Origin of the sequence: Clostridium novyi NT, from assembly GCF_000014125.1 — a bacterium.
In the GTDB taxonomy this organism is placed as follows: Bacteria; Bacillota; Clostridia; order Clostridiales; family Clostridiaceae; genus Clostridium_H; species Clostridium_H novyi.
Map to the genome: position 1 here is coordinate 1,957,956 of NC_008593.1, position 19,142 is coordinate 1,977,097.

Consider the following 19,142-nt stretch of genomic DNA (forward strand, 5'->3'; position numbering starts at 1 on the left):
TTTTCTCTTTTATTATATTACCATTTAATTTTATTTCTGTCCCATATTATGTAAATTTTTTCCCTAAAATATTTATTTTTACTGTTATTAAAAATTTTCAAGATGTAATTGAATGAATTTTATGATATAATATCGCAATGATTATGAAAATTTAAGTAGAGGATGGTAATGCAGTGATTACAGTAAATAACGTAAGTTTAAGATACGGCGATCGTAAACTATTTGAAGATGTTAATTTGAAGTTCACTCCTGGAAATTGTTATGGTATTATAGGGGCAAACGGTGCTGGAAAAAGTACATTTTTAAAAATATTATCTGGAGAAATAGAACCTAATACAGGAGATGTAAGTATTCCTTCTGATATTAGAATGTCTGTTTTAAAACAAGATCACTACAAATACGACGAACACGAAGTATTAGAAACAGTTATCATGGGAAATGAAAGATTATTCGAGATTATAAAAGAAAAAGAAGCTCTTTATGCAAAAGATCCTTTTACAGATGAAGACGGAATTAAAGCTTCAGAACTTGAATGTGAATTTGCTGACCTAAACGGATGGGAAGCTGAAAGTGAAGCTTCTTCATTACTTCAAGGTCTTGGAATAGATACGGATTTACACTACAAGAAAATGTCAGACCTTAGTGGTGCTGAAAAAGTTAAAGTTTTACTTGCTCAAGCACTATTCGGTAAGCCTGGAATACTAATTCTAGATGAGCCTACAAACCACCTTGACATACAATCTATAAACTGGCTTGAAGACTTCTTAATTGACTTTGAAGGTACAGTTATAGTTGTATCCCACGATAGACACTTTTTAAATAATGTTTGTACTCATATAGCTGACGTTGATTTTGGTAAAATCAAATTATATGTTGGTAACTATGATTTCTGGTATCAATCTAGCCAACTTGCTCTTCAAATGGCAAAAGATCAAAATAAGAAAAAAGAAGAAAAGATTAAAGAATTACAAAACTTTATTGCAAGATTTAGTGCTAATGCTTCTAAATCAAAACAAGCTACTTCTCGTAAAAAACTTTTAGACAAAATCACTTTAGATGATATCGAGCCTTCAAGCAGAAGATATCCATTTGTAGGATTTACTATGGAAAGAGAAGTTGGAAAAGACATATTAATGGTTGATGGATTAACTAAAACTATTGATGGTGAAAAAGTTTTAAACAATGTAAGTTTTATAGTTTCTAAAGATGATAAAATTGCCTTTGTAGGTGAAAATGAAATAGCTAAAACTGCACTATTTAAAATATTAACTGGAGAAATGGAACCTGATAGTGGAACATTTAAATGGGGTGTTACTATAACAACTTCTTATTTCCCTAAAGATAACTCTGAATTCTTCAACGGTGTAGATTTAAGCTTAGTTGACTGGTTACGTCAATATTCAGAAGAAAAATCTGAAAGCTATTTAAGAGGATTCCTTGGAAGAATGTTATTCTCTGGTGAAGAAGCTCTTAAAAAAGCTGATGTATTATCTGGAGGAGAAAAGGTAAGATGTATGTTATCTAAAATGATGTTATCTAACGCTAACGTATTAATTTTAGATCAACCAACAAACCATCTTGACCTTGAATCTATAACAGCTGTTAACAATGGTCTTCGTGACTTTAAGAGTAACGTATTATTTACTTCTCACGACCATGAATTTATACAAACTATAGCTAACAGAATTATAGAAATTACTCCTGATGGAATAATCGATAAGAAAATGTCTTATGATGAATATTTAGAAACAAAATAAGAACTTTAAAATAATTAATTTAACTTTAAACTTTATAAGTATACTAATTTAATTATAAAAAGCTATTCTTAGTATTTTAATCATACTGAAGAATAGCTTTTTTAGTTATATTATTTATTTTTTTATTTAATTAATTTAATTTTCATTTAAAACTACCTTTTTCATCTTTTTCTTTTCTCTAAATAAAGATACTCCATTATAAATAGAATCTTCCTTTTCAACTATGTTTTCTGAGTTCTTAACTACTTCTTCTTGATTATGACATACTTCAAACTTTGAAAACTGCATATTAAATACAGCTTTTCCTGATGTTGATGATAAAAGTTCTAATTTATAATTCATAGAAGTTGCAACTGGCACTTCTCCAGTTATTATGATTTTCTCTCCCTTTACTTCTGGTTCATTAAAACTTCCACCCATCTTTAAAATATCAGTCATGATCTTTCCGCCCATTTCTTTATTAACTACTATTTTAAACTTATATATAGGCTCTAAAATTATATTCTTGTTTTTCTCCATGGCTTGATAAATAGCTCTTATAGTTGCTATTCTAAAATCTCCCCCATGAGTATGCTCTAAATGATGTTTACCATTTGTAAGTTTTATTTTTATATCTGTTACTTTTCCTCCTATTAACGGACCATGAAGTACCGCTTCATATGATGCTTTTTCTATATTATTTTGATATTGATATGGAAGTATGTCTCCATTAATTTCAGATATAAATTCTACTCCCTTCCCCCTTTCATTTGGTTCTATCTCAACTTCAACTTCTGCATAATGCTTTTTAGGTTCAAAATGACAAAATCCATTTGTTATTTCCCCTATTGTTTCTAAATAATTTACCTTTGGTTCTAAAAACTCAACTTCTATGTTAAATCTTTCTTTTATAAGCTCTTTTAATACTTCCATATGTATTATTCCCTTAATACTTATACTTAGTTCCTTGTTCTCAGGATTGTACTCTAATTGAAGTGAAGGGTCTTCTTCATTTAAAATTTGTAATGCCTTTAATAGTGATGGTAATTCTTCTTCATTTTGTGGTACTACCCTTGAAATAAGTGCTGATTCATTATTTTCATTTATAATATTTATATCATCTTTGTTGCCTATAACATCTCCAACCTTTATATCCTTAACTCCGCAAATAACTCCAATCTCACCTGAAGTTAAATTTTCAACCGTATTATATTTATCTCCATTATATTTTCGTATTTGTGTTATTTTTTCTTCTTCTCCTAAATTATTTATTATGGTATCTCTTACTTTAATTTCTCCATTTAAAACTCTTACATAAGCAAGTTTACCTATTTTATCATCATATTTTATTTTATAAACAACTCCCGAGAATTCATCCTCATCATTTCCACTACTATATGGCAAAAGTTCTTCTATAGAATTTAAAAGTTCTTTTATGCCTATTCCATTTATAGCTGAGCCAAATAATACCGGAAATACTTCTCCTTCCTCCACTGATTTTTTTAGATTATCTATAAAAAATTCTCTTGTGATTTCTTCCCCTTCTAAATATTTTTCTAAAACTTCTTCATTTATTTCAGCAAATTTTTCTATTAACTCTATCTTCTCTTTTGAATCATTATAAAATTGTTCATTTACTAATAAATCTATTGTCTCATTAAAATTTTCCTCTAATCCATCAATTCTTTGTATTTTTAAATACTTTTCAGTTAAATTATTTTCTATTTGACTAAAAACCTCTTTTATATCTGCTCCAACTCTATCTAACTTATTTATAAATATTAAAGTTGGTATATTATTTTTTCTTAAAAGATTCCAGATAGTTTCTGTATGAGCTTGTACTCCCTCTACTGCTGAAACTATAAGCACTGCACCATCCAATGCCTTTAATGACCTTTCAAGCTCTGAAGAAAAATCTATATGCCCAGGAGTATCTATTAAGTTTATACAAGCATCCTTCCAAGTAAAACTTGTTTGGTCTGAAAATATAGTAATCCCTCTTTTTTTCTCTATACTATTATAATCCATCTTAGCGGAACCCTTATCTACACTTCCAAGTTCTCTTATTGCACCTGAAATATATAGCATTTGTTCTGTGGTAGTTGTTTTACCACCATCCACATGAGCTACTAGTCCTATATTTTTTATATTTTTCATACTAAAAAATTTCCCCCTAAATTATAAGCCAGATTCATCTTTAGAACCTGGCTTACAGTTATGTTATTATTTTATTATAAATTCCATTTTTATTGGAGATTTCAACTTAACTACCTTTCCACTTTCTTTAACTGATTGAATCCCCTTTATAAATAAAGTATATTTTTTTCCACTTTCATAGTTATGATTTGGATTTACTTCAACAGATTTATTTACATCATCATAACTAACAACTGTGCTTACTTTATGATTATTTTCATCTAATACATAAATATTTGATTTATTTACTGTGCCCTTATCTAAATTTCTAGAAAAACTAACTGTAAAAATTTTATCTACAGGTACATTTTCCTTCTTTTCCATGGTCATAGTCAAGTCTTTTTTATGATTAGAGTCTAAAATGTTTTCTATAGCCATAAACTCTTTTTCATTTTCATTTATCTTAGAATCTCCACCAACAACACATAGGTAATCTTGTTTTAATACACCATCTACAAGCTTTGCAAAATTTCTTATATCATCTGATGTAGTTGATAAAATTTCTTCCCTTTGTTTTTGTATATCTTCCTTAGTAACACCACTTATATACATATCGTCTGCTATAATTCCCTCTGATATAGGTCCAAGCTTATTTACTAATTCATTCATATCACTTTCTTGTTTTCCTATAGTTCCGATTATATAATTGGTCATTTCCTTTTCATCTGCATTAAAACTAGCTAAATACTCTGGTACTTTATCAAATATATCTATGGTTTCTTTTAAATTTGGATCTCTGTATGATGAAAATAATATATTTCCACTATTAATAAATACATTGACGCCATATGCTCCACCTTTTATTCTTACGCCATTCCACAAGTATCCACTTCCAAGTACATTAGCTAAAACTTGTAGTTTTCCTGTATCTTTATATCCTGTGCTTTCTATATTTCCACCCTTAGTGACATATTGTACTTTTGAGGGTGCTATTATTCCCTCATTTATATTAGAATCATCAAACTTGTATTGTTGAACCTTTAGGTCATTATTTTTTAAATTCTTAGAAAATCCATTGAAACTATTAATAAAATTTTTATAATATTTTTCTTCACCTGTATAACTAACTATCATATCTTGCTTATTGAATACCATATCTCTAACATTCTCTAGACTTTTTATTACTTCATCACTTTTACTAGAAAAATTTTTATCTAATTCACATAGAAATTTATAGAATCCTTCACTTTGATAATTATTATATTTACCTGCTTCTGATATATATGAAAGTATCTTTTCATTTGCAAATCTAAAACCATTATTCATAAACTGATTTTCTAAATTCATTTTTGTACTACTTATAATTTCTTTTAATCTCTCTTTATCATTTAACTTACTATTAAAAATTATCTCATTTAACAGCTGAAAATTTTTATCCATCTTATTATTTAAGCATAATATAGTAGCATGTTCCTTTGGGTAATACTTATCATTATTCTTTACGTCTTGAAATATATTGCTTCTTATTTTAATTCCACCTGAATTAATCATAATATAGTTTTGTAATTGCTCTTTTGTGTAATTTTTCGTATCTACCTTACCAAATATAGTTTCTAATAAACTTAAATACCCTAGCTTATCCTGTGGAATTTTAGATGTATCAAAATATAAAGATACATAATTTAATCCATTTGTAAAAACAGGATGTTTAAGCATAGTAATTCCATCTTTAGCTTCCTTTATAGTTTTATATTCTTTTATTTTATTATCTATATCACCACGAGTAAGAGTAGGTAATTTTGCTAATTCCTCTTTTGAGTTAGGGGTACTTTGCCATTTTTGAAGTTCCTCAGTATCTTTTATTAACTTATCTAATTGTTCATTAGACAAAGATTGTTTTTTCGCTTCTAATTTTTCTTTTAATTTTGCTTCCTTTTTCTCTTGAAGTCCTGGGGAAGGTTTTAAAACCACTAAAGATGAATGATTATTGTTTAGAAGATATTTTTCTATGATTTTTTCTAATTCTCCACGTTTAATGATTTTATTTAAATTATTAATATTCATGTTTAAATATAATGTAGGCTCTCCCCCATACAACCAACTACTCATTATTAATATATTGTACATAAGTGGACTATTACCATTTCCCATTCTACTTGAAATATTAAATTGATTAGCTAATGATTGAATTAAGTTTTCATCAAAACCATTTTTCACTATATCTCTAAGGGTTTTATCTATAACCTCATTAAATTTTTCCTTTTGTTCTTCATTTACATTTGCTGCAACAATACTAAAAGTTGATTGAGCTGAGCTTGGGTTAAAATCTGATACTACATTTTCCCCTAACCCATTTTCTTGCATAGCCTTACAAATTGGAGATGTAGGCGTTCCCGTAAGTAACATATTTAAAAGCGAAAATTTTAATGTTATATCTTTGTTTGGAGATTTATCTATAACATAGTTTTGGCTTAAATAAGCTTTATTTTTTGTATCAGCTCCACTGGGCAATGAATACTCTGAAACATATTCTACTCTTTTTTCAAAGGGTTTTTGAAGTGGAATACTGCTGTCGACCTCTACCTTATCAAAATTATTTAGATATTTCTCCCCGATAAATTTCAATGTATCTTTTATGTTTAAATTTCCTGATAAATAAATATAACTATTTGATGGATTATAGTATTTTTTATATGTATCAACAAATTCCTTATAACTTAAACTTGGTATATCATCTGGATTTCCACCTGATTCATTTTTATACATCGTATCTGGAAATAGTGATTTTGATATGGCACTTGATAAAACTCTAGCTGGATTAGAATATACGCCTTTCATTTCATTATATACAATGCCATTATACTTTAACTCTCCCTCTTTAGATTGGAGTTCATATCTCCAACCCTCCTCTTTAAATATCCTCTCATCCTTTATCATGTTTGGATAAAAAACAGCATCTAAATATACACTCATTAAATTATTAAAATCTTTATTATTTTTACTTGAAACAGGATACATAGTCATATCATCTGCTGTCATAGCATTTAAAAAAGTACTTAATGACTGCTTACTCATTTGAATAAATGGATCCTTTATGGGATAATTTTTAGAACCTTGAAGAACTGAATGTTCAATAATGTGATTTACTCCTGTGCTGTCTTTAGTAGGTGTTCTAAAATTTATACAAATCATCTTATCTTCTTCTTTATTATCTAAAAATATAAGCTTTGCCCCACTTTTTTCATGTTTATATTCATAAGAATTACAATTTAAATCTTTTATACGCTTTTTTGATACAAGCTTAAATCCTCCTAATGAATCTTTATCCTTGAACACTGAAACTAATTTAGAAGTTAAATCTACAGCATAAACCTCTTTTGGACAACTAAACATTAAAGTCTGAAAAGTCATAACTGTAGCTAGTGTAAGTCCTATTTTACTTTTTATTTTTTTATTCAATTCCAATCCACCTTTCAAATTAATCTATAAAATTAATAACTAATAAACATATTGAACTTCTAATTTATAGTGTTTCCTTTCATTGTCCATTTAATGAGGTAAAAATAAATTCATATAAATTAATATTAAACTTTAACTGTAAACGTTATTATGTATATTTTGAAATAATTACTGTAGCATAATATTGTATTTTATTCTAAAATAAAGTTAATGCTATTTTACATATCATATTTGGCAGATTAATTTTAACAAAGGGGCGATTTTATGTTTTCAGAAAAAGTAGTAAAAAATCTAAGTAATTCTTCTTGGATAAGACTTATGTTTGAAGAAGGGGCAAAACTTGAAAAAAAATATGGCAAGGATAAAGTATATGATTATAGCCTAGGAAATCCTTATGCTGAACCCCCTGCTGAAGTTACATATTCATTAAAGAAGCACATTCTTGGAAAAGAAAAAGGGCTTCATAGATATATGAGCAATGCAGGTTATCCAGAAGTTAGAGAAAATATAGCTAAAAGTTTAGAAAAAGAAAGTGGAATTGAACTTTCAAAAGAAAATATAGTTATGACAGTTGGTGCTGCAGGTGGATTAAATGTTGTTTTAAAATCTTTATTAAATCCTAATGAAGAAGTAATTGTTTTTGCACCATACTTTGTAGAATATAACTTTTATACAGATAATCATGGCGGTAAAACTGTAGTTGTCCCTCCTGATACATCAACTTTTGAACCAGACTTAAAAACTTTTGAAAATAGTATTACAGAAAAAACTAAAGCTATTATCATAAATAATCCTAATAATCCAACTGGTGTTATTTATAGTGAAGAAACTTTAAAAAATATAGAATCTATACTAGCTAAAAAAGAAAAAGAATTTAACACAACTATATTTGTGTTATCTGACCAACCTTACAGTGAAATTGTTTATGATAACGCTAAACTTCCAAGTATACTTTCTATATTTAAAAATGCTATAATAATTAATTCTTTCAGTAAATCACTTGGTCTTGCTGGAGAAAGAATAGGCTACATTGCAGTAAGTAGTAAAATAGAAAATGTAGATACTCTTATAAATGCATTAAGCTTTTGTAATCGTACATTAGGTTTCGTAAACGCACCAGCACTTTTCCAAAAGGTTGTCTCTGATTCTTTAGATGCAAAGGTTGATATTGAAGCGTACGAAAAAAGAAGAAACTTTTTATATGAAAATTTAACAAGACTAGGTTTTCAATGTGTAAAACCAGAAGGTGCTTTTTATCTTTTCCCTAAAGCTTTAATTGATGATGATGTAGAGTTTGTAAAAAGAGCTATGAAATACAACCTTCTTTTAGTACCAGGAAGTGGATTCGGTTGTCCTGGATACTTTAGACTTTCATATTGTGTAGATTTCAACATGATAAAAAATTCTATTGAAGCCTTTGAGAAATTAGTTAAAGAATTTAATAAATAAAAAAATGGACTGTTAAATCTAGAGATGTTTCTAGATATGCCAGTCCATTTTACTTTTAAAATATTATTTTTAAGCTATCTGTTTTATTCTTTTCTTTCTTCTAATCTTAAGTATTAAAAACCACGATGTTAAAACAACACCCTTTATAATACTACTTATACTTATACACCACCATACTCCATTAAGCCCTAAATACTTTGATACTATTAAAGCTGATGGTATTCTAAGACCAGTAAATACTATTCCTACAATAGCAGGTGGCATAGTTTTACCCATTCCATTAAATGCTCCAGCAGTTCCAATCTCTATGCACATAAAAAATTGAGATACTGCAAGAATTCTAAGATAATCAACACCATAAGGTATTGTAGTTGCCTCTGGTATAAAGAAAGAAAATATAGGCTTTGCTCCAAACATTAAAAGACAAGTAGAAAAGATACCTATAGTTCCAACTATCATCATAGCTGTTTTATAACCCTCATCAATTCTATCCCACTTTTTAGCACCATAGTTTTGTCCAACAAATGCACTTATGGCAGTTTGAAATCCTCCAGCTGTCATCCATGATATTGATTCTATTTGAGAACCTACCTTTTGTACTGCTATTGCAACATTTCCCCAAACAGAAATTATTCTAGCAATCATCATTGAGAAAACACAAAACAATGCATTTTGCACCGCAATTGGAAAACCAAATTTAAATATATTTTTCATGTAATCTAAATGAAAATCTCTAAATGAAAAACCTTTTATTAAAGTTGATTTTCTAACTGACAATATAAACAAGAAAGTTACTACAACTTGGGCAAATACTGTAGCTATTGCAGCACCCTTAACTCCTAATGCTGGAAATGGTCCTATTCCAAAAATTAAAACTGGATCTAATATCATATTGGCAGCTAGTCCAACAACATTAAATCTAAATGGAGTTCTACTATCTCCAGAACCATTATATATACCCGTAAATACAGGATTTATAAAATAAAAGTTCATTCCAATTGCAACTATAACTAAATAGTTTATCGCCATTTGGATAACATCTTCACTACCTAAATTAAAAAATCCTATAAGATGTTTTCTAAACAAAATCAAGAAAATTCCATATATTATAGCTAATAAGATATTTAATATTATAGAATTTTTAGCATATCCTTTAGCATCCTTTATATTACTTTTACCTATACTTTGAGATACTCCTATTTCCGCTCCGCTTCTAGATATTAAAATTAACCCCATAGCAAGCCACGTGAAAAAACCAGCAGTACCAACCGCTGCCACAGCTCCACTTCCTATTCTGCCTATGTATATCATATCAGTCATATTATAAGCCATCTGCACAAATGATGTACCCATAATTGGTATAGCAAGCTTTACAAGAGTCGGAAATATTTTTCCTTCTGTTAAATTATTTTTCACCTTATCACCCCCGTAAAAAAATATGCCTATAAAATATAGGCATATCATAATAATTATATATTAATACATTCATAAAATCTATTAATAAATTTTTTATTTTTTTGTTAGTGTCCTACAAGACCACATTCTTTTAGCTTACTTACCAACTTCTTATTCATACCTCTAAGTTTATGTTTTAGCTGTACACTTACAAGTAAAGGTACTGCCGCATACACACATAAGATTGATATATCTCTAAACAATACACTTTTTAGTATTCCTCCAACTGTCTCTCTCATACCACCAATTGCATAAGTAAATGGTAAGAATGGATTTAATCTTTGGAAGAATGCAGGTGTTACTTGAATTGGGAAAGTACCACCTGATGCTGATATTTGTAGCACTAAAAGTATTACTCCCATTGCTTTTCCTACATTTCCAAAAATAGAAACTAGAGAGTATATTATTATAGAAAATACTATACTTATAAACAATGACATAAGCACAAAAGGTACTTTATCCACAACGTAAGTCTTTAATATGAATATGTCTCCTAAACTTACTATTAACGCTTGGAACAGAGCTATAGTCATAAATGTTAAATATCTTCCAAAGTATATATCAGAAGTATTTAATTCAACTCCCTCAATTTCCTTAACTTCAACAGAAAGAAGTGACACTAATAATAATGCCCCTACCCATAATGATAAAGTCGTAAAGAATGGTGACATACCTGATCCATAGTTAGGAATAGGGAATACCTTATTTTCTTTTATGTTTATAGGATTAGCAATAAATTCACTTTCGCTTATAGCATTATTTTTTAATAACCCTATAACTTCATTTAGTTGCTTATCTGCATCTAATTTTCTAAGTTTTTGAGCTACTTCATGAATAGACTTTTCTATAGGTGGAAGCTTCTCTTTTAATAACTTAATAATATCACTAGCCTTTACAGCTCCAGTTCCTGCTTTATCTAATAATCCTGTAAGCTCTGGTATCTTTGCATTAGCATTATTTAATATTGTAACAGTATTATCAGCAACTGTTGTTAATTCACCAATAAATTGATTAATGGCTGGTAGTATTTCATAATCAAATCTTCCTACTATATCATTTAATACCGGTGTAATATCTGTTGCTCTATCACTAAGTCTATTTAATATGCTTACAGAAGGTTTCTCCCCTCTATCTATTGCAGCTATTATAGTATTTAAATCACTTACCTTACTATTAATCTTTGTTTTTATAGAATTAAGTTTTCCTTTAAGATTACTTATTACTTTACTACTATTATTCCTATCTAAATAATTTAGCAAATCTATTACACTATTTAAATTGTCTTGTACATTTATATACTTGTCTTTAGCCTTTGTAAAAAGCTCTTTTGCTCTAGGAGCGCTTTCCGATATAACATTAGCTCCTTCTTTTGTTAATACCTCTGCTGAACTACTTAAATCCTTTGCAAGTATTAAATCTTGTTTTATATAAGGCGCTGTTTTTTGCAGACCATCTTTTGTCTTGTTTAAAAATACCGAACCAGTACTTGCTATACCATTTGCTTTAATAATAGTCTCTTGAAGCAATGGAATATCTTTTTTTATTTTTACTAAAAATTCATCTGCAGTAATTGCACCTTTTTCAAGTTCATCAATTCCCATATTTATTTCAGGCATTCTGTCATCTACATAAAGTATCATTGTAATTAGTTCTTTAAGTTTAGGCTTACTTTTATCAAGTTCCACTCCTACTTGATTCATAATATCTAAAACTTTTTTATTAACAGTTTTTACAAAAGTTTTACTAACCTCACTTTGAACAGTAGTTACTCCTTTATCCGTAATTTTAGGAGCTATGGCATTAACCTTTTCATTAACAGAATAAATTAAACTAGGCTTTTCTTGTTTATCTTTTACTATTGATAATAGTTTTTCAGAAAAATCCTCTGGTATAACTACACTTGCATAATACTTACCATCTTCAACCCCAGATTTTGCTTCTTTTTCATCAACAAATTTCCATCCTATTTTATCATTGCCTTCAAGTTCCTTTACTATGTCTCTTCCTGCATCTATTCTAAGATTTTTGAAATTAGCTCCATTGTCCTTATTTACTACAGCAACAGATATTCCTTTAGTATTAGAATAAGGATCCCAAGAAGCTTTAATATTAAACCAAGCATAAAGTGATGGTAAAATCATAAGCCCCATAATTATTACTAAGGCTACCCAATTCGTAACCACTTTTTTTACATCTCGTTTATAAACTTTAAATGCATTCTTCATAAATTTTACCTCTCTTGATTGTTCTATATAAATAATAATTATAAATAAATACTATAGATAAATACAAGATGAATTTTTTAAAATATAAGTATTTATTTTCCATTTAGTAGTTTATTTAATTACATTTGTATATGAGTCGCAAAATTTCATACTTTTATAATATTATAGTTAAAATTTATTTGCATTTATAATATGGTTTTTATGGTATATAAATACTTATAATATCTTTTTTTACAGACTTGTAGTACACTAATATTATAGTAGATTATTTATGTACTTATATATATTATTACTTTAATATATAAATATATAAGTTCTATTACTTTAATAAGGAGTGATATAAAATGGCAAAAATAGTTATTTCACCTTCAAAATATGTACAAGGTAATGGGGAATTAAAAAAAATTTATGATCACATAGGCAATCTTGGAAAATCATTTTTATTTATAGTAAGTAAAAGTGGCTTTAAAAGAACAGGTGATGTAATAAAGAAAAGCTTTAAAAACACTAATTCACAAATAACTTTTGAAATCTTTAATGGTGAATGCTCACATAATGAAATTCAAAGACTAAAAAAAGTTTTTGCAGAAAATCATTGCGATGTTGTAGTTGGTGTTGGTGGTGGAAAAATCTTGGATACAGCTAAAGCAGTATCTTATTATGAAAAATCTCCTGTTGTTATTGTTCCAACTATAGCTTCCACAGATGCACCTTGTAGTGCCTTATCTGTTATTTATACTGAAGACGGAATTTTTAGTGAATACATATTTCTTCCTAAAAATCCTGATATAGTTTTAATGGATACAGAAATTATATCTAAAGCCCCAGCAAGACTTTTAGTAGCTGGTATGGGTGATGCACTTGCAACATTCTTTGAAGCTAGAGCTTGTGCAAGAGCAAATGCAAATAATATGTCTGGTGGAAAAATAACAAAAGCTGCCTTAGCACTAGCAACTCTTTGTTATGAAACTCTTATGGAAGATGGCTTGAAAGCTAAACTTGCAGTTGAAAAGAAAGTATGTACAAAAGCTGTAGAAAATATTGTAGAAGCTAATACTTATTTAAGTGGAATAGGCTTTGAAAGTGCTGGACTTGCAGCTGCTCATGCTATTCATAATGGTTTTACAGTTCTTGAAGAATGTCATCACTTATATCATGGAGAAAAAGTAGCTTTTGGCACAATAGTTCAATTAATACTTGAAAATAGTCCAATGGAAGAAATTCAAGAAGTCTTAGACTTTTGTATAAAACTTGGTCTTCCTGTCACTTTAAAACAACTTGGAATTAATGAAATAAATGAAGAAAAGCTTATGGAAGTATCCAAAATATCTTGTGCAGAAGGAGAAACTATATATAATATGCCTTTTGAAGTAACTTCTAACGATGTATATGCAGCTATACTTGCAGCAGATTCACTTGGACAATCTTTATCATAATTATTTATAAAATAAAAGCAATGTATATAAAAGATATAATATACATTGCTTTCATTAATAGCATTTCTTTAATATTTTAGCATATTTTTAATATAATCCACTATTCTTTATATGATTTCTACATCATAATTGCACTTAAATATTTTTTCAACTTCTAATTTGTTTATACCTATTTTATCTTCAATTTTATTTTTTGAATCAATAAAATCCGGAATACCATACCACGGTTCAATACAAATAAATGGTGCTTTAGGACTCCATAATGTCATATATGGGAATTTTTTAATTGTTATTTTTAAATTTTCTTCTTCATCCCTATCCATTATATATAGTGAATCTGAATTAATATTTTCAAATACCAATGTATCCTGATTAAATAAGTCATATTCTAAAGGCAATATATTTTTATTCTTTAATATTGTTTTTTTATCATGTTCTAAAAGTCCTGTTTCTAGATTTAACAGATACGTATTTAGGCTTTCATCTTTTTCAAATTGTATATATTGTCTTTTATTTTCCATATCACAATTAAAAGCAGGATGTCCTCCTATTGAAAAATAAATTTCTTTATTATCTTTATTTACAACTTCATAAACTATTTTTAGTTTACTATTTTCTAAAATATAATTCACATATAGCTGAAATTTAAACGGATATTTTTTTAAAGTATCCTCATTGTATTCAAGTAAATATACTAATTTTTCTTTTTTCTTATTGATTAATTTAAAACCTGAATCTCTTGCAAATCCATGCTTATTTAAATTATATATTTTATTATTGTATTCATATTCATCATCTTTTAAAAATCCTATTATAGGAAATAAAATAGGTGCATGTTTATTCCAATATTTCTCATCAGCTTGCCAGATATATTCTTTATTTGTTTTTAATGATTTTAAGCTACACAGTTCTGCTCCATGAGTTTTTACGGCTACTCTTAAAAATTTATTTTCTATAATATTTATCATCTTTTTCACCTTTCATTATTATATAGAGAAAATTAACCATGGGATAGTTAATTTTCTCTATAAGTGGGATTATAAAATTGTATTTTTAAGATAGTTTCTCTATTAAGATGCTATCTATTATAGCATTAATTTTATCTTCTCTAATTACTCCTGTTTCTTTTTCCATTGTATTTGATACTCCACAAGCATTGGCTAATTTTAATACCTTTTCAATTTCATAATTTCTAGCAAATCCAGTTGCAAATCCAGCTACAGTACTATCTCCTGAACCAACTGCATTTATAGCTTCTATTTTAGGAACTTTTACTCTATATACACTATCTTTAGATACGAATAACATTCCCTTTGAGCCTAATGATACAGCTACATTTTCAGTTCCTATACTTACTAATTGTTTTGATGCTTCTATAATATCTTCTAAACTCTGTATTTTTCTTTTAGTTATTCCCTCAAGTTCCTCTTTATTGGGTTTTACAAGAAACGGTCCAGCTTTTATGCCTTCTATAAGAGTTTCTCCACTAGCATCAAGAATAAATTTTTTTCCCTTTTCTCTTGCCATTTTAATTAATTCATTATAAAAGTTTTTATTGATTCCCTTTGGCAGACTTCCTGATGCAACAATTAAATTAACCTTATCTAATAATTTTTCAAACTTTATCTTAAAGTCTTCTAATTCTTTTTCATTAATAGTAGGACCTTTTTCTAGTACTTCAACTTGATCCTGTCCCTCAGCTATTAAACTAAGACATGTTCTTGTTTCTCCACTTATCCAACTAAAATCATTTTCTATATTTAATTCATTTAGCTTACTTTCAATAAACTTTCCAGAAAACCCACCTAAAAAACCTAAACATATGGAATCTTGTTTTAATTGTTTTGCAACTCTAGCTACATTCAAACCTTTTCCACCTGCTGTAAATGAATAATCTTCACACCTGTGAACAAAATTAGGATTTAAATCTTCTATCATATATCTTCTATCTACAGATGGATTTAGTGTAATAATTCCTATCATTAAATATCACCTACGCTCTATTAAAGCTATTACACATACGAATTTTATCCACTACAACTTTTTTCATAGCTTCTTTTGCTGGCATAAAATACTTTCTAGGATCATTAGCCTCTGGATGTTCTTTAAAGTATTCTTTCATTGCATTTGAAAATGGTATTTTTAATTCTGTTGCTATATTTACCTTACATATTCCAAGCTCAATACATTTTTTTACACTCTCAGCTGGTACACCACTTGCTCCATGTAACACTAATGGTATATCAACAACTTCTCTAATTGCTTTAAGTCTTTCATAATCAAGTTTTGGTTCAGATTTATATACTCCATGAGCTGTTCCAATTGCTACTGCTAAAGTATCTATTCCTGTTCTCTTTGCAAAATCTTTTGCCATAGCTGGATCTGTTAATTGAGATTTTCCTTCTTCTACAATTAAATCATCTTCTTGTCCAACTAAATTTCCAAGTTCAGCTTCTACTGTTACATCACGTTTATGAGCATATCTAACGACCTGTTGTACTTTTTTTATATTCTCTTCATAAGGTAAATCCGATGCATCAATCATAACTGATTTGCAACCCAAATCTATAGCTTCTTTTATCATATTAAAATCTTTATGATGATCTAAATGAAATGCTATAGGCACATCTGAGTTATTAGCTGCTGTAGCTATTATACTTAGCAAATAATCCTTTTTAGCAAAATCAATTGTTCCTGGAGTTGCAGCTAAAATAACTGGTGATTTCATTTCATTTGCAGTTTCTACAACTACTTGTATAGTTTCAAGGTTGTGTATATTAAACGCTGGTATAGCATAATTTCCTTTTTGCGCATCTAAAATCATTTGTTTAGTTGATACAATAAACATGTAAATTCCTCCCCTTAATATAAACTAATCTATATTTTTAAATACAATTTTTCCATTAACTATAGTAGTTTTTACATTATATTCTCTGTCAATTGCTACTAAATTTGCTTTTTTACCAACCTTAATGCTTCCTATAGTATCGTACATTCCAAGTGCTTTTGCTGGAGTACGAGTAGCCATTTGAAGCGCTTTATGAAATTGAATTCCTGTAGAATTCATAATATTTTTTATTCCATTCATAAGCTTTAATGTACTTCCAGCAAGAGATCCTGAATCAGCTCTTGCAATTCCATTGTTAACGCTTACTTCAAGTTCACCTAACATATACTTTCCATCTTTTAATCCACCTGCTCTCATGCAATCACTTATAAGACAAATGCCATCAAACCCCTTTATCTTATAAAGTATTTCCATAGCAATTGGACTTACATGAATTGTATCTGCAATTAGTTCTCCTATAACATCTTGATGTTTCATTATTGCGCCTACAACTCCTGGTTCTCTGTGATGGATACCTCTCATTCCATTAAAAGTATGAACCCCAATGGAAGCCCCTGCCTCAAATGCATTCATTGTTTCCTCATAAGTAGCATTAGTGTGTCCAAGTGAAACCTTAACTCCTTGACTTTTCAAAAATTCAATGCTTTCCTTTGCACCTTCTTTTTCTGGAGCCATTGCTACAACCCTTATTGTATTTTTAGAAATTTTTAATATATTTTTTAACTCTTCTACATCAAGCTCCCTCATTAGTTCTACTGGATGAGCTCCATTGTGTTCAGGTGTTAGATATGGTCCTTCTAAATAAGTTCCCAAAATTTCAGCACCTTCTACACCCTTTTTCATTGAATCTGCAACATTTTCTATAGCCTTTTCTATTTTTTCCATAGGTGCAGTAATTGTAGTAGGTAAAAAAGAGGTTACTCCTGTTCTTGCCAAATATTTAGAAATTTCATTAATGGCCTCGTAAGAAGAATCCATTGTGTCATATCCCATAGAACCATGAAAATGCATATCTATAAGTCCAGGAATCAAAGTATATTTACTTAAATCCACAACATGATCACACTTAATATTTTCATTTATATCTTTGATGAGTCCATTTTCTACTAATATACAAATATTATCTTTTATATCATTTTCTAAAATTACTTCTTTGCATTTAATTACATATCTCATCTATAACACCTTCATGTATTGATTTAGATTTTTATCTATAATCGTGAATAATTACTCCTTTAACAACTCTGTTTACTTCTCCTGTTGGGCATGGATTATCAGGTCCTATTCCAAGTTCCATTGAATTTATAAATGCATACATTTGGGCATTTAATAAATAATCCAAACTCAAAAAGCTATCATCTTCATATTCTTGTTCTTCTTTATTAATAGCTATAAAATAATCTGAATTATCTTCTATTAATTTATCCTCATATTCTGAAATAGCAAGTACCTTATGATTTCCATTTTGAGAATATACTTCTTTTAATAAGTCATATTCATATTCTCTTGCATAGGTATCATTTGAGAAGAATATAACTATCAATGTTTCATCATCAATGATGGATTTTGGTCCGTGTCTAAATCCAAGTGGTGTATCATATAAGGTTGCAATCTTACCTGCTGTAAGTTCTAACACTTTTAATGCTGACTCTTTTGCAAGTCCAAAAGCATTTGCAGCTCCAAGATATACTGTTCGCTTAAACTTTTCTCCAACTATTTTTTTCATTAATTCTACATTATTAACTAAAACCTTTTCTCCTTGCATACTTATACTTTCTATCTGTTTTCCTATAGACTCTAATTTATCTAAATTAAAAATCAATAAACAAGAAAGAAGCATAGTACTAAAACTTCCAGTCATTGCAAATCCCTTATCATTAGATTCCTCAGGCATTAATAATAAGAAGCTGTTATAATTTCTCTTTGCATGTAAAGCAAGTTTTCCTTCTGAATTACACGTAATAATTAAGTGACTTATATCATCTACTATTTTTTCTGCAAGTGTTACTGCTGCTGTACTTTCTGGACTATTTCCTGAACGAGCACAAGAAATTAATAATGTCGGCTCATCTTTTTTTAAATAGTAAAATGGATGAGATACTATATCTGTTGTTGCTATAGCTTCTATTTTTATATTTTCTTTAGCATTTAAATAACTAACTACACTATTGCCAACAAATGCAGAACTTCCAGCACCTGTAATAACTATTTTAGCGTTAGGCTTCTTTGCAAAGTTATCTAAAAAAGATTTTAATTTTTCCCTTTGACTTAAAATAATTTCATAAGTTTCTCTCCATAACTTAGGTTGATTACAAATTTCCTTAGCTGTTATATAACCCTTTCTTTCCTTTAAATAATCCTCACTATAACCTAATAAATTTTTCATTTATTGTCCCCC

At 28.6% G+C, this 19,142-nt stretch carries 12 protein-coding genes; 3 read left to right on the forward strand and 9 right to left on the reverse strand.

Features of this window, described 5'->3' with window-relative positions; genetic code table 11:
* The first annotated feature begins 173 nt into the window (after positions 1-173).
* Positions 174-1,757, forward strand: coding sequence for an ABC-F family ATP-binding cassette domain-containing protein (locus NT01CX_RS09055; RefSeq protein WP_011722764.1), 1,584 nt, complete (start codon positions 174-176; stop codon positions 1,755-1,757).
* 135 nt (positions 1,758-1,892) lie between these two features.
* On the opposite strand, the gene NT01CX_RS09060 is transcribed toward NT01CX_RS09055, so the two are convergent.
* Positions 1,893-3,893 carry a GTP-binding protein gene (locus tag NT01CX_RS09060; protein WP_011722765.1) on the reverse strand — a complete coding sequence of 667 codons (2,001 nt, stop codon included), beginning with the start codon at positions 3,891-3,893 and terminating at the stop codon, positions 1,893-1,895.
* Positions 3,894-3,959: 66 nt separating this feature from the next.
* On the reverse strand, positions 3,960-7,331 hold the full coding sequence (locus NT01CX_RS09065) for an insulinase family protein (protein WP_011722766.1): 3,372 nt from the start codon (positions 7,329-7,331) through the stop codon (positions 3,960-3,962).
* 264 nt (positions 7,332-7,595) lie between these two features.
* Here NT01CX_RS09065 and NT01CX_RS09070 point away from each other — a divergent pair, with 264 nt between their 5' ends.
* Entirely contained in the window at positions 7,596-8,780 is a 1,185-nt protein-coding gene (locus NT01CX_RS09070; protein ID WP_011722767.1) for a pyridoxal phosphate-dependent aminotransferase, read from the forward strand.
* 69 nt (positions 8,781-8,849) lie between these two features.
* Here NT01CX_RS09070 and NT01CX_RS09075 read toward each other — a convergent pair whose 3' ends face one another.
* Both NT01CX_RS09075 and NT01CX_RS09080 read right to left on the reverse strand, forming a co-directional pair.
* The gene (locus tag NT01CX_RS09075; protein ID WP_039243223.1) at positions 8,850-10,196 is read right to left on the reverse strand and encodes an MATE family efflux transporter; all 1,347 of its coding nucleotides are present in this window, start codon (positions 10,194-10,196) and stop codon (positions 8,850-8,852) included.
* A gap of 104 nt (positions 10,197-10,300) precedes the next feature.
* Positions 10,301-12,460 (reverse strand): YhgE/Pip domain-containing protein, encoded by a 2,160-nt coding sequence (locus tag NT01CX_RS09080; RefSeq protein WP_011722769.1) that lies wholly within the window; start codon positions 12,458-12,460, stop codon positions 10,301-10,303.
* Positions 12,461-12,804: 344 nt separating this feature from the next.
* Here NT01CX_RS09080 and NT01CX_RS09085 point away from each other — a divergent pair, with 344 nt between their 5' ends.
* The gene (locus tag NT01CX_RS09085; protein ID WP_011722770.1) at positions 12,805-13,896 is read left to right on the forward strand and encodes a glycerol dehydrogenase; all 1,092 of its coding nucleotides are present in this window, start codon (positions 12,805-12,807) and stop codon (positions 13,894-13,896) included.
* A 107-nt stretch (positions 13,897-14,003) separates the two neighbouring features.
* Here NT01CX_RS09085 and NT01CX_RS09090 read toward each other — a convergent pair whose 3' ends face one another.
* The 5 genes from NT01CX_RS09090 to NT01CX_RS09110 form a co-directional block, all read right to left on the reverse strand.
* On the reverse strand, positions 14,004-14,864 hold the full coding sequence (locus NT01CX_RS09090; protein ID WP_011722771.1) for an aldose 1-epimerase family protein: 861 nt from the start codon (positions 14,862-14,864) through the stop codon (positions 14,004-14,006).
* A gap of 85 nt (positions 14,865-14,949) precedes the next feature.
* Positions 14,950-15,879 carry a 1-phosphofructokinase gene (gene pfkB / locus NT01CX_RS09095; protein ID WP_011722772.1) on the reverse strand — a complete coding sequence of 310 codons (930 nt, stop codon included), beginning with the start codon at positions 15,877-15,879 and terminating at the stop codon, positions 14,950-14,952.
* Between the two features lie 10 nt (positions 15,880-15,889).
* Entirely contained in the window at positions 15,890-16,744 is an 855-nt protein-coding gene (locus tag NT01CX_RS09100) for a tagatose bisphosphate family class II aldolase (protein WP_011722773.1), read from the reverse strand.
* A 24-nt stretch (positions 16,745-16,768) separates the two neighbouring features.
* A complete protein-coding gene (gene nagA / locus NT01CX_RS09105; RefSeq protein ID WP_011722774.1) occupies positions 16,769-17,920 on the reverse strand; it encodes an N-acetylglucosamine-6-phosphate deacetylase in 1,152 nt (383 codons plus the stop codon).
* A 31-nt stretch (positions 17,921-17,951) separates the two neighbouring features.
* Entirely contained in the window at positions 17,952-19,130 is a 1,179-nt protein-coding gene (locus tag NT01CX_RS09110; protein ID WP_011722775.1) for an SIS domain-containing protein, read from the reverse strand.
* Positions 19,131-19,142: the final 12 nt, after the last annotated feature.

Bases quoted from the DNA above. Each gene is read 5' to 3' on its own strand.
- pfkB (WP_011722772.1), bottom strand. From the start codon at position 15,879: ATGATAGGAATTATTACACTAAATCCATCTGTAGATAGAAGATATATG.
- NT01CX_RS09080 (WP_011722769.1), bottom strand. From the start codon at position 12,460: ATGAAGAATGCATTTAAAGTTTATAAACGAGATGTAAAAAAAGTGGTT.
- nagA (WP_011722774.1), bottom strand. From the start codon at position 17,920: ATGAGATATGTAATTAAATGCAAAGAAGTAATTTTAGAAAATGATATA.
- NT01CX_RS09060 (WP_011722765.1), bottom strand. From the start codon at position 3,893: ATGAAAAATATAAAAAATATAGGACTAGTAGCTCATGTGGATGGTGGT.
- NT01CX_RS09090 (WP_011722771.1), bottom strand. From the start codon at position 14,864: ATGATAAATATTATAGAAAATAAATTTTTAAGAGTAGCCGTAAAAACT.
- NT01CX_RS09100 (WP_011722773.1), bottom strand. From the start codon at position 16,744: ATGTTTATTGTATCAACTAAACAAATGATTTTAGATGCGCAAAAAGGA.
- NT01CX_RS09110 (WP_011722775.1), bottom strand. From the start codon at position 19,130: ATGAAAAATTTATTAGGTTATAGTGAGGATTATTTAAAGGAAAGAAAG.
- NT01CX_RS09085 (WP_011722770.1), top strand. From the start codon at position 12,805: ATGGCAAAAATAGTTATTTCACCTTCAAAATATGTACAAGGTAATGGG.
- NT01CX_RS09070 (WP_011722767.1), top strand. From the start codon at position 7,596: ATGTTTTCAGAAAAAGTAGTAAAAAATCTAAGTAATTCTTCTTGGATA.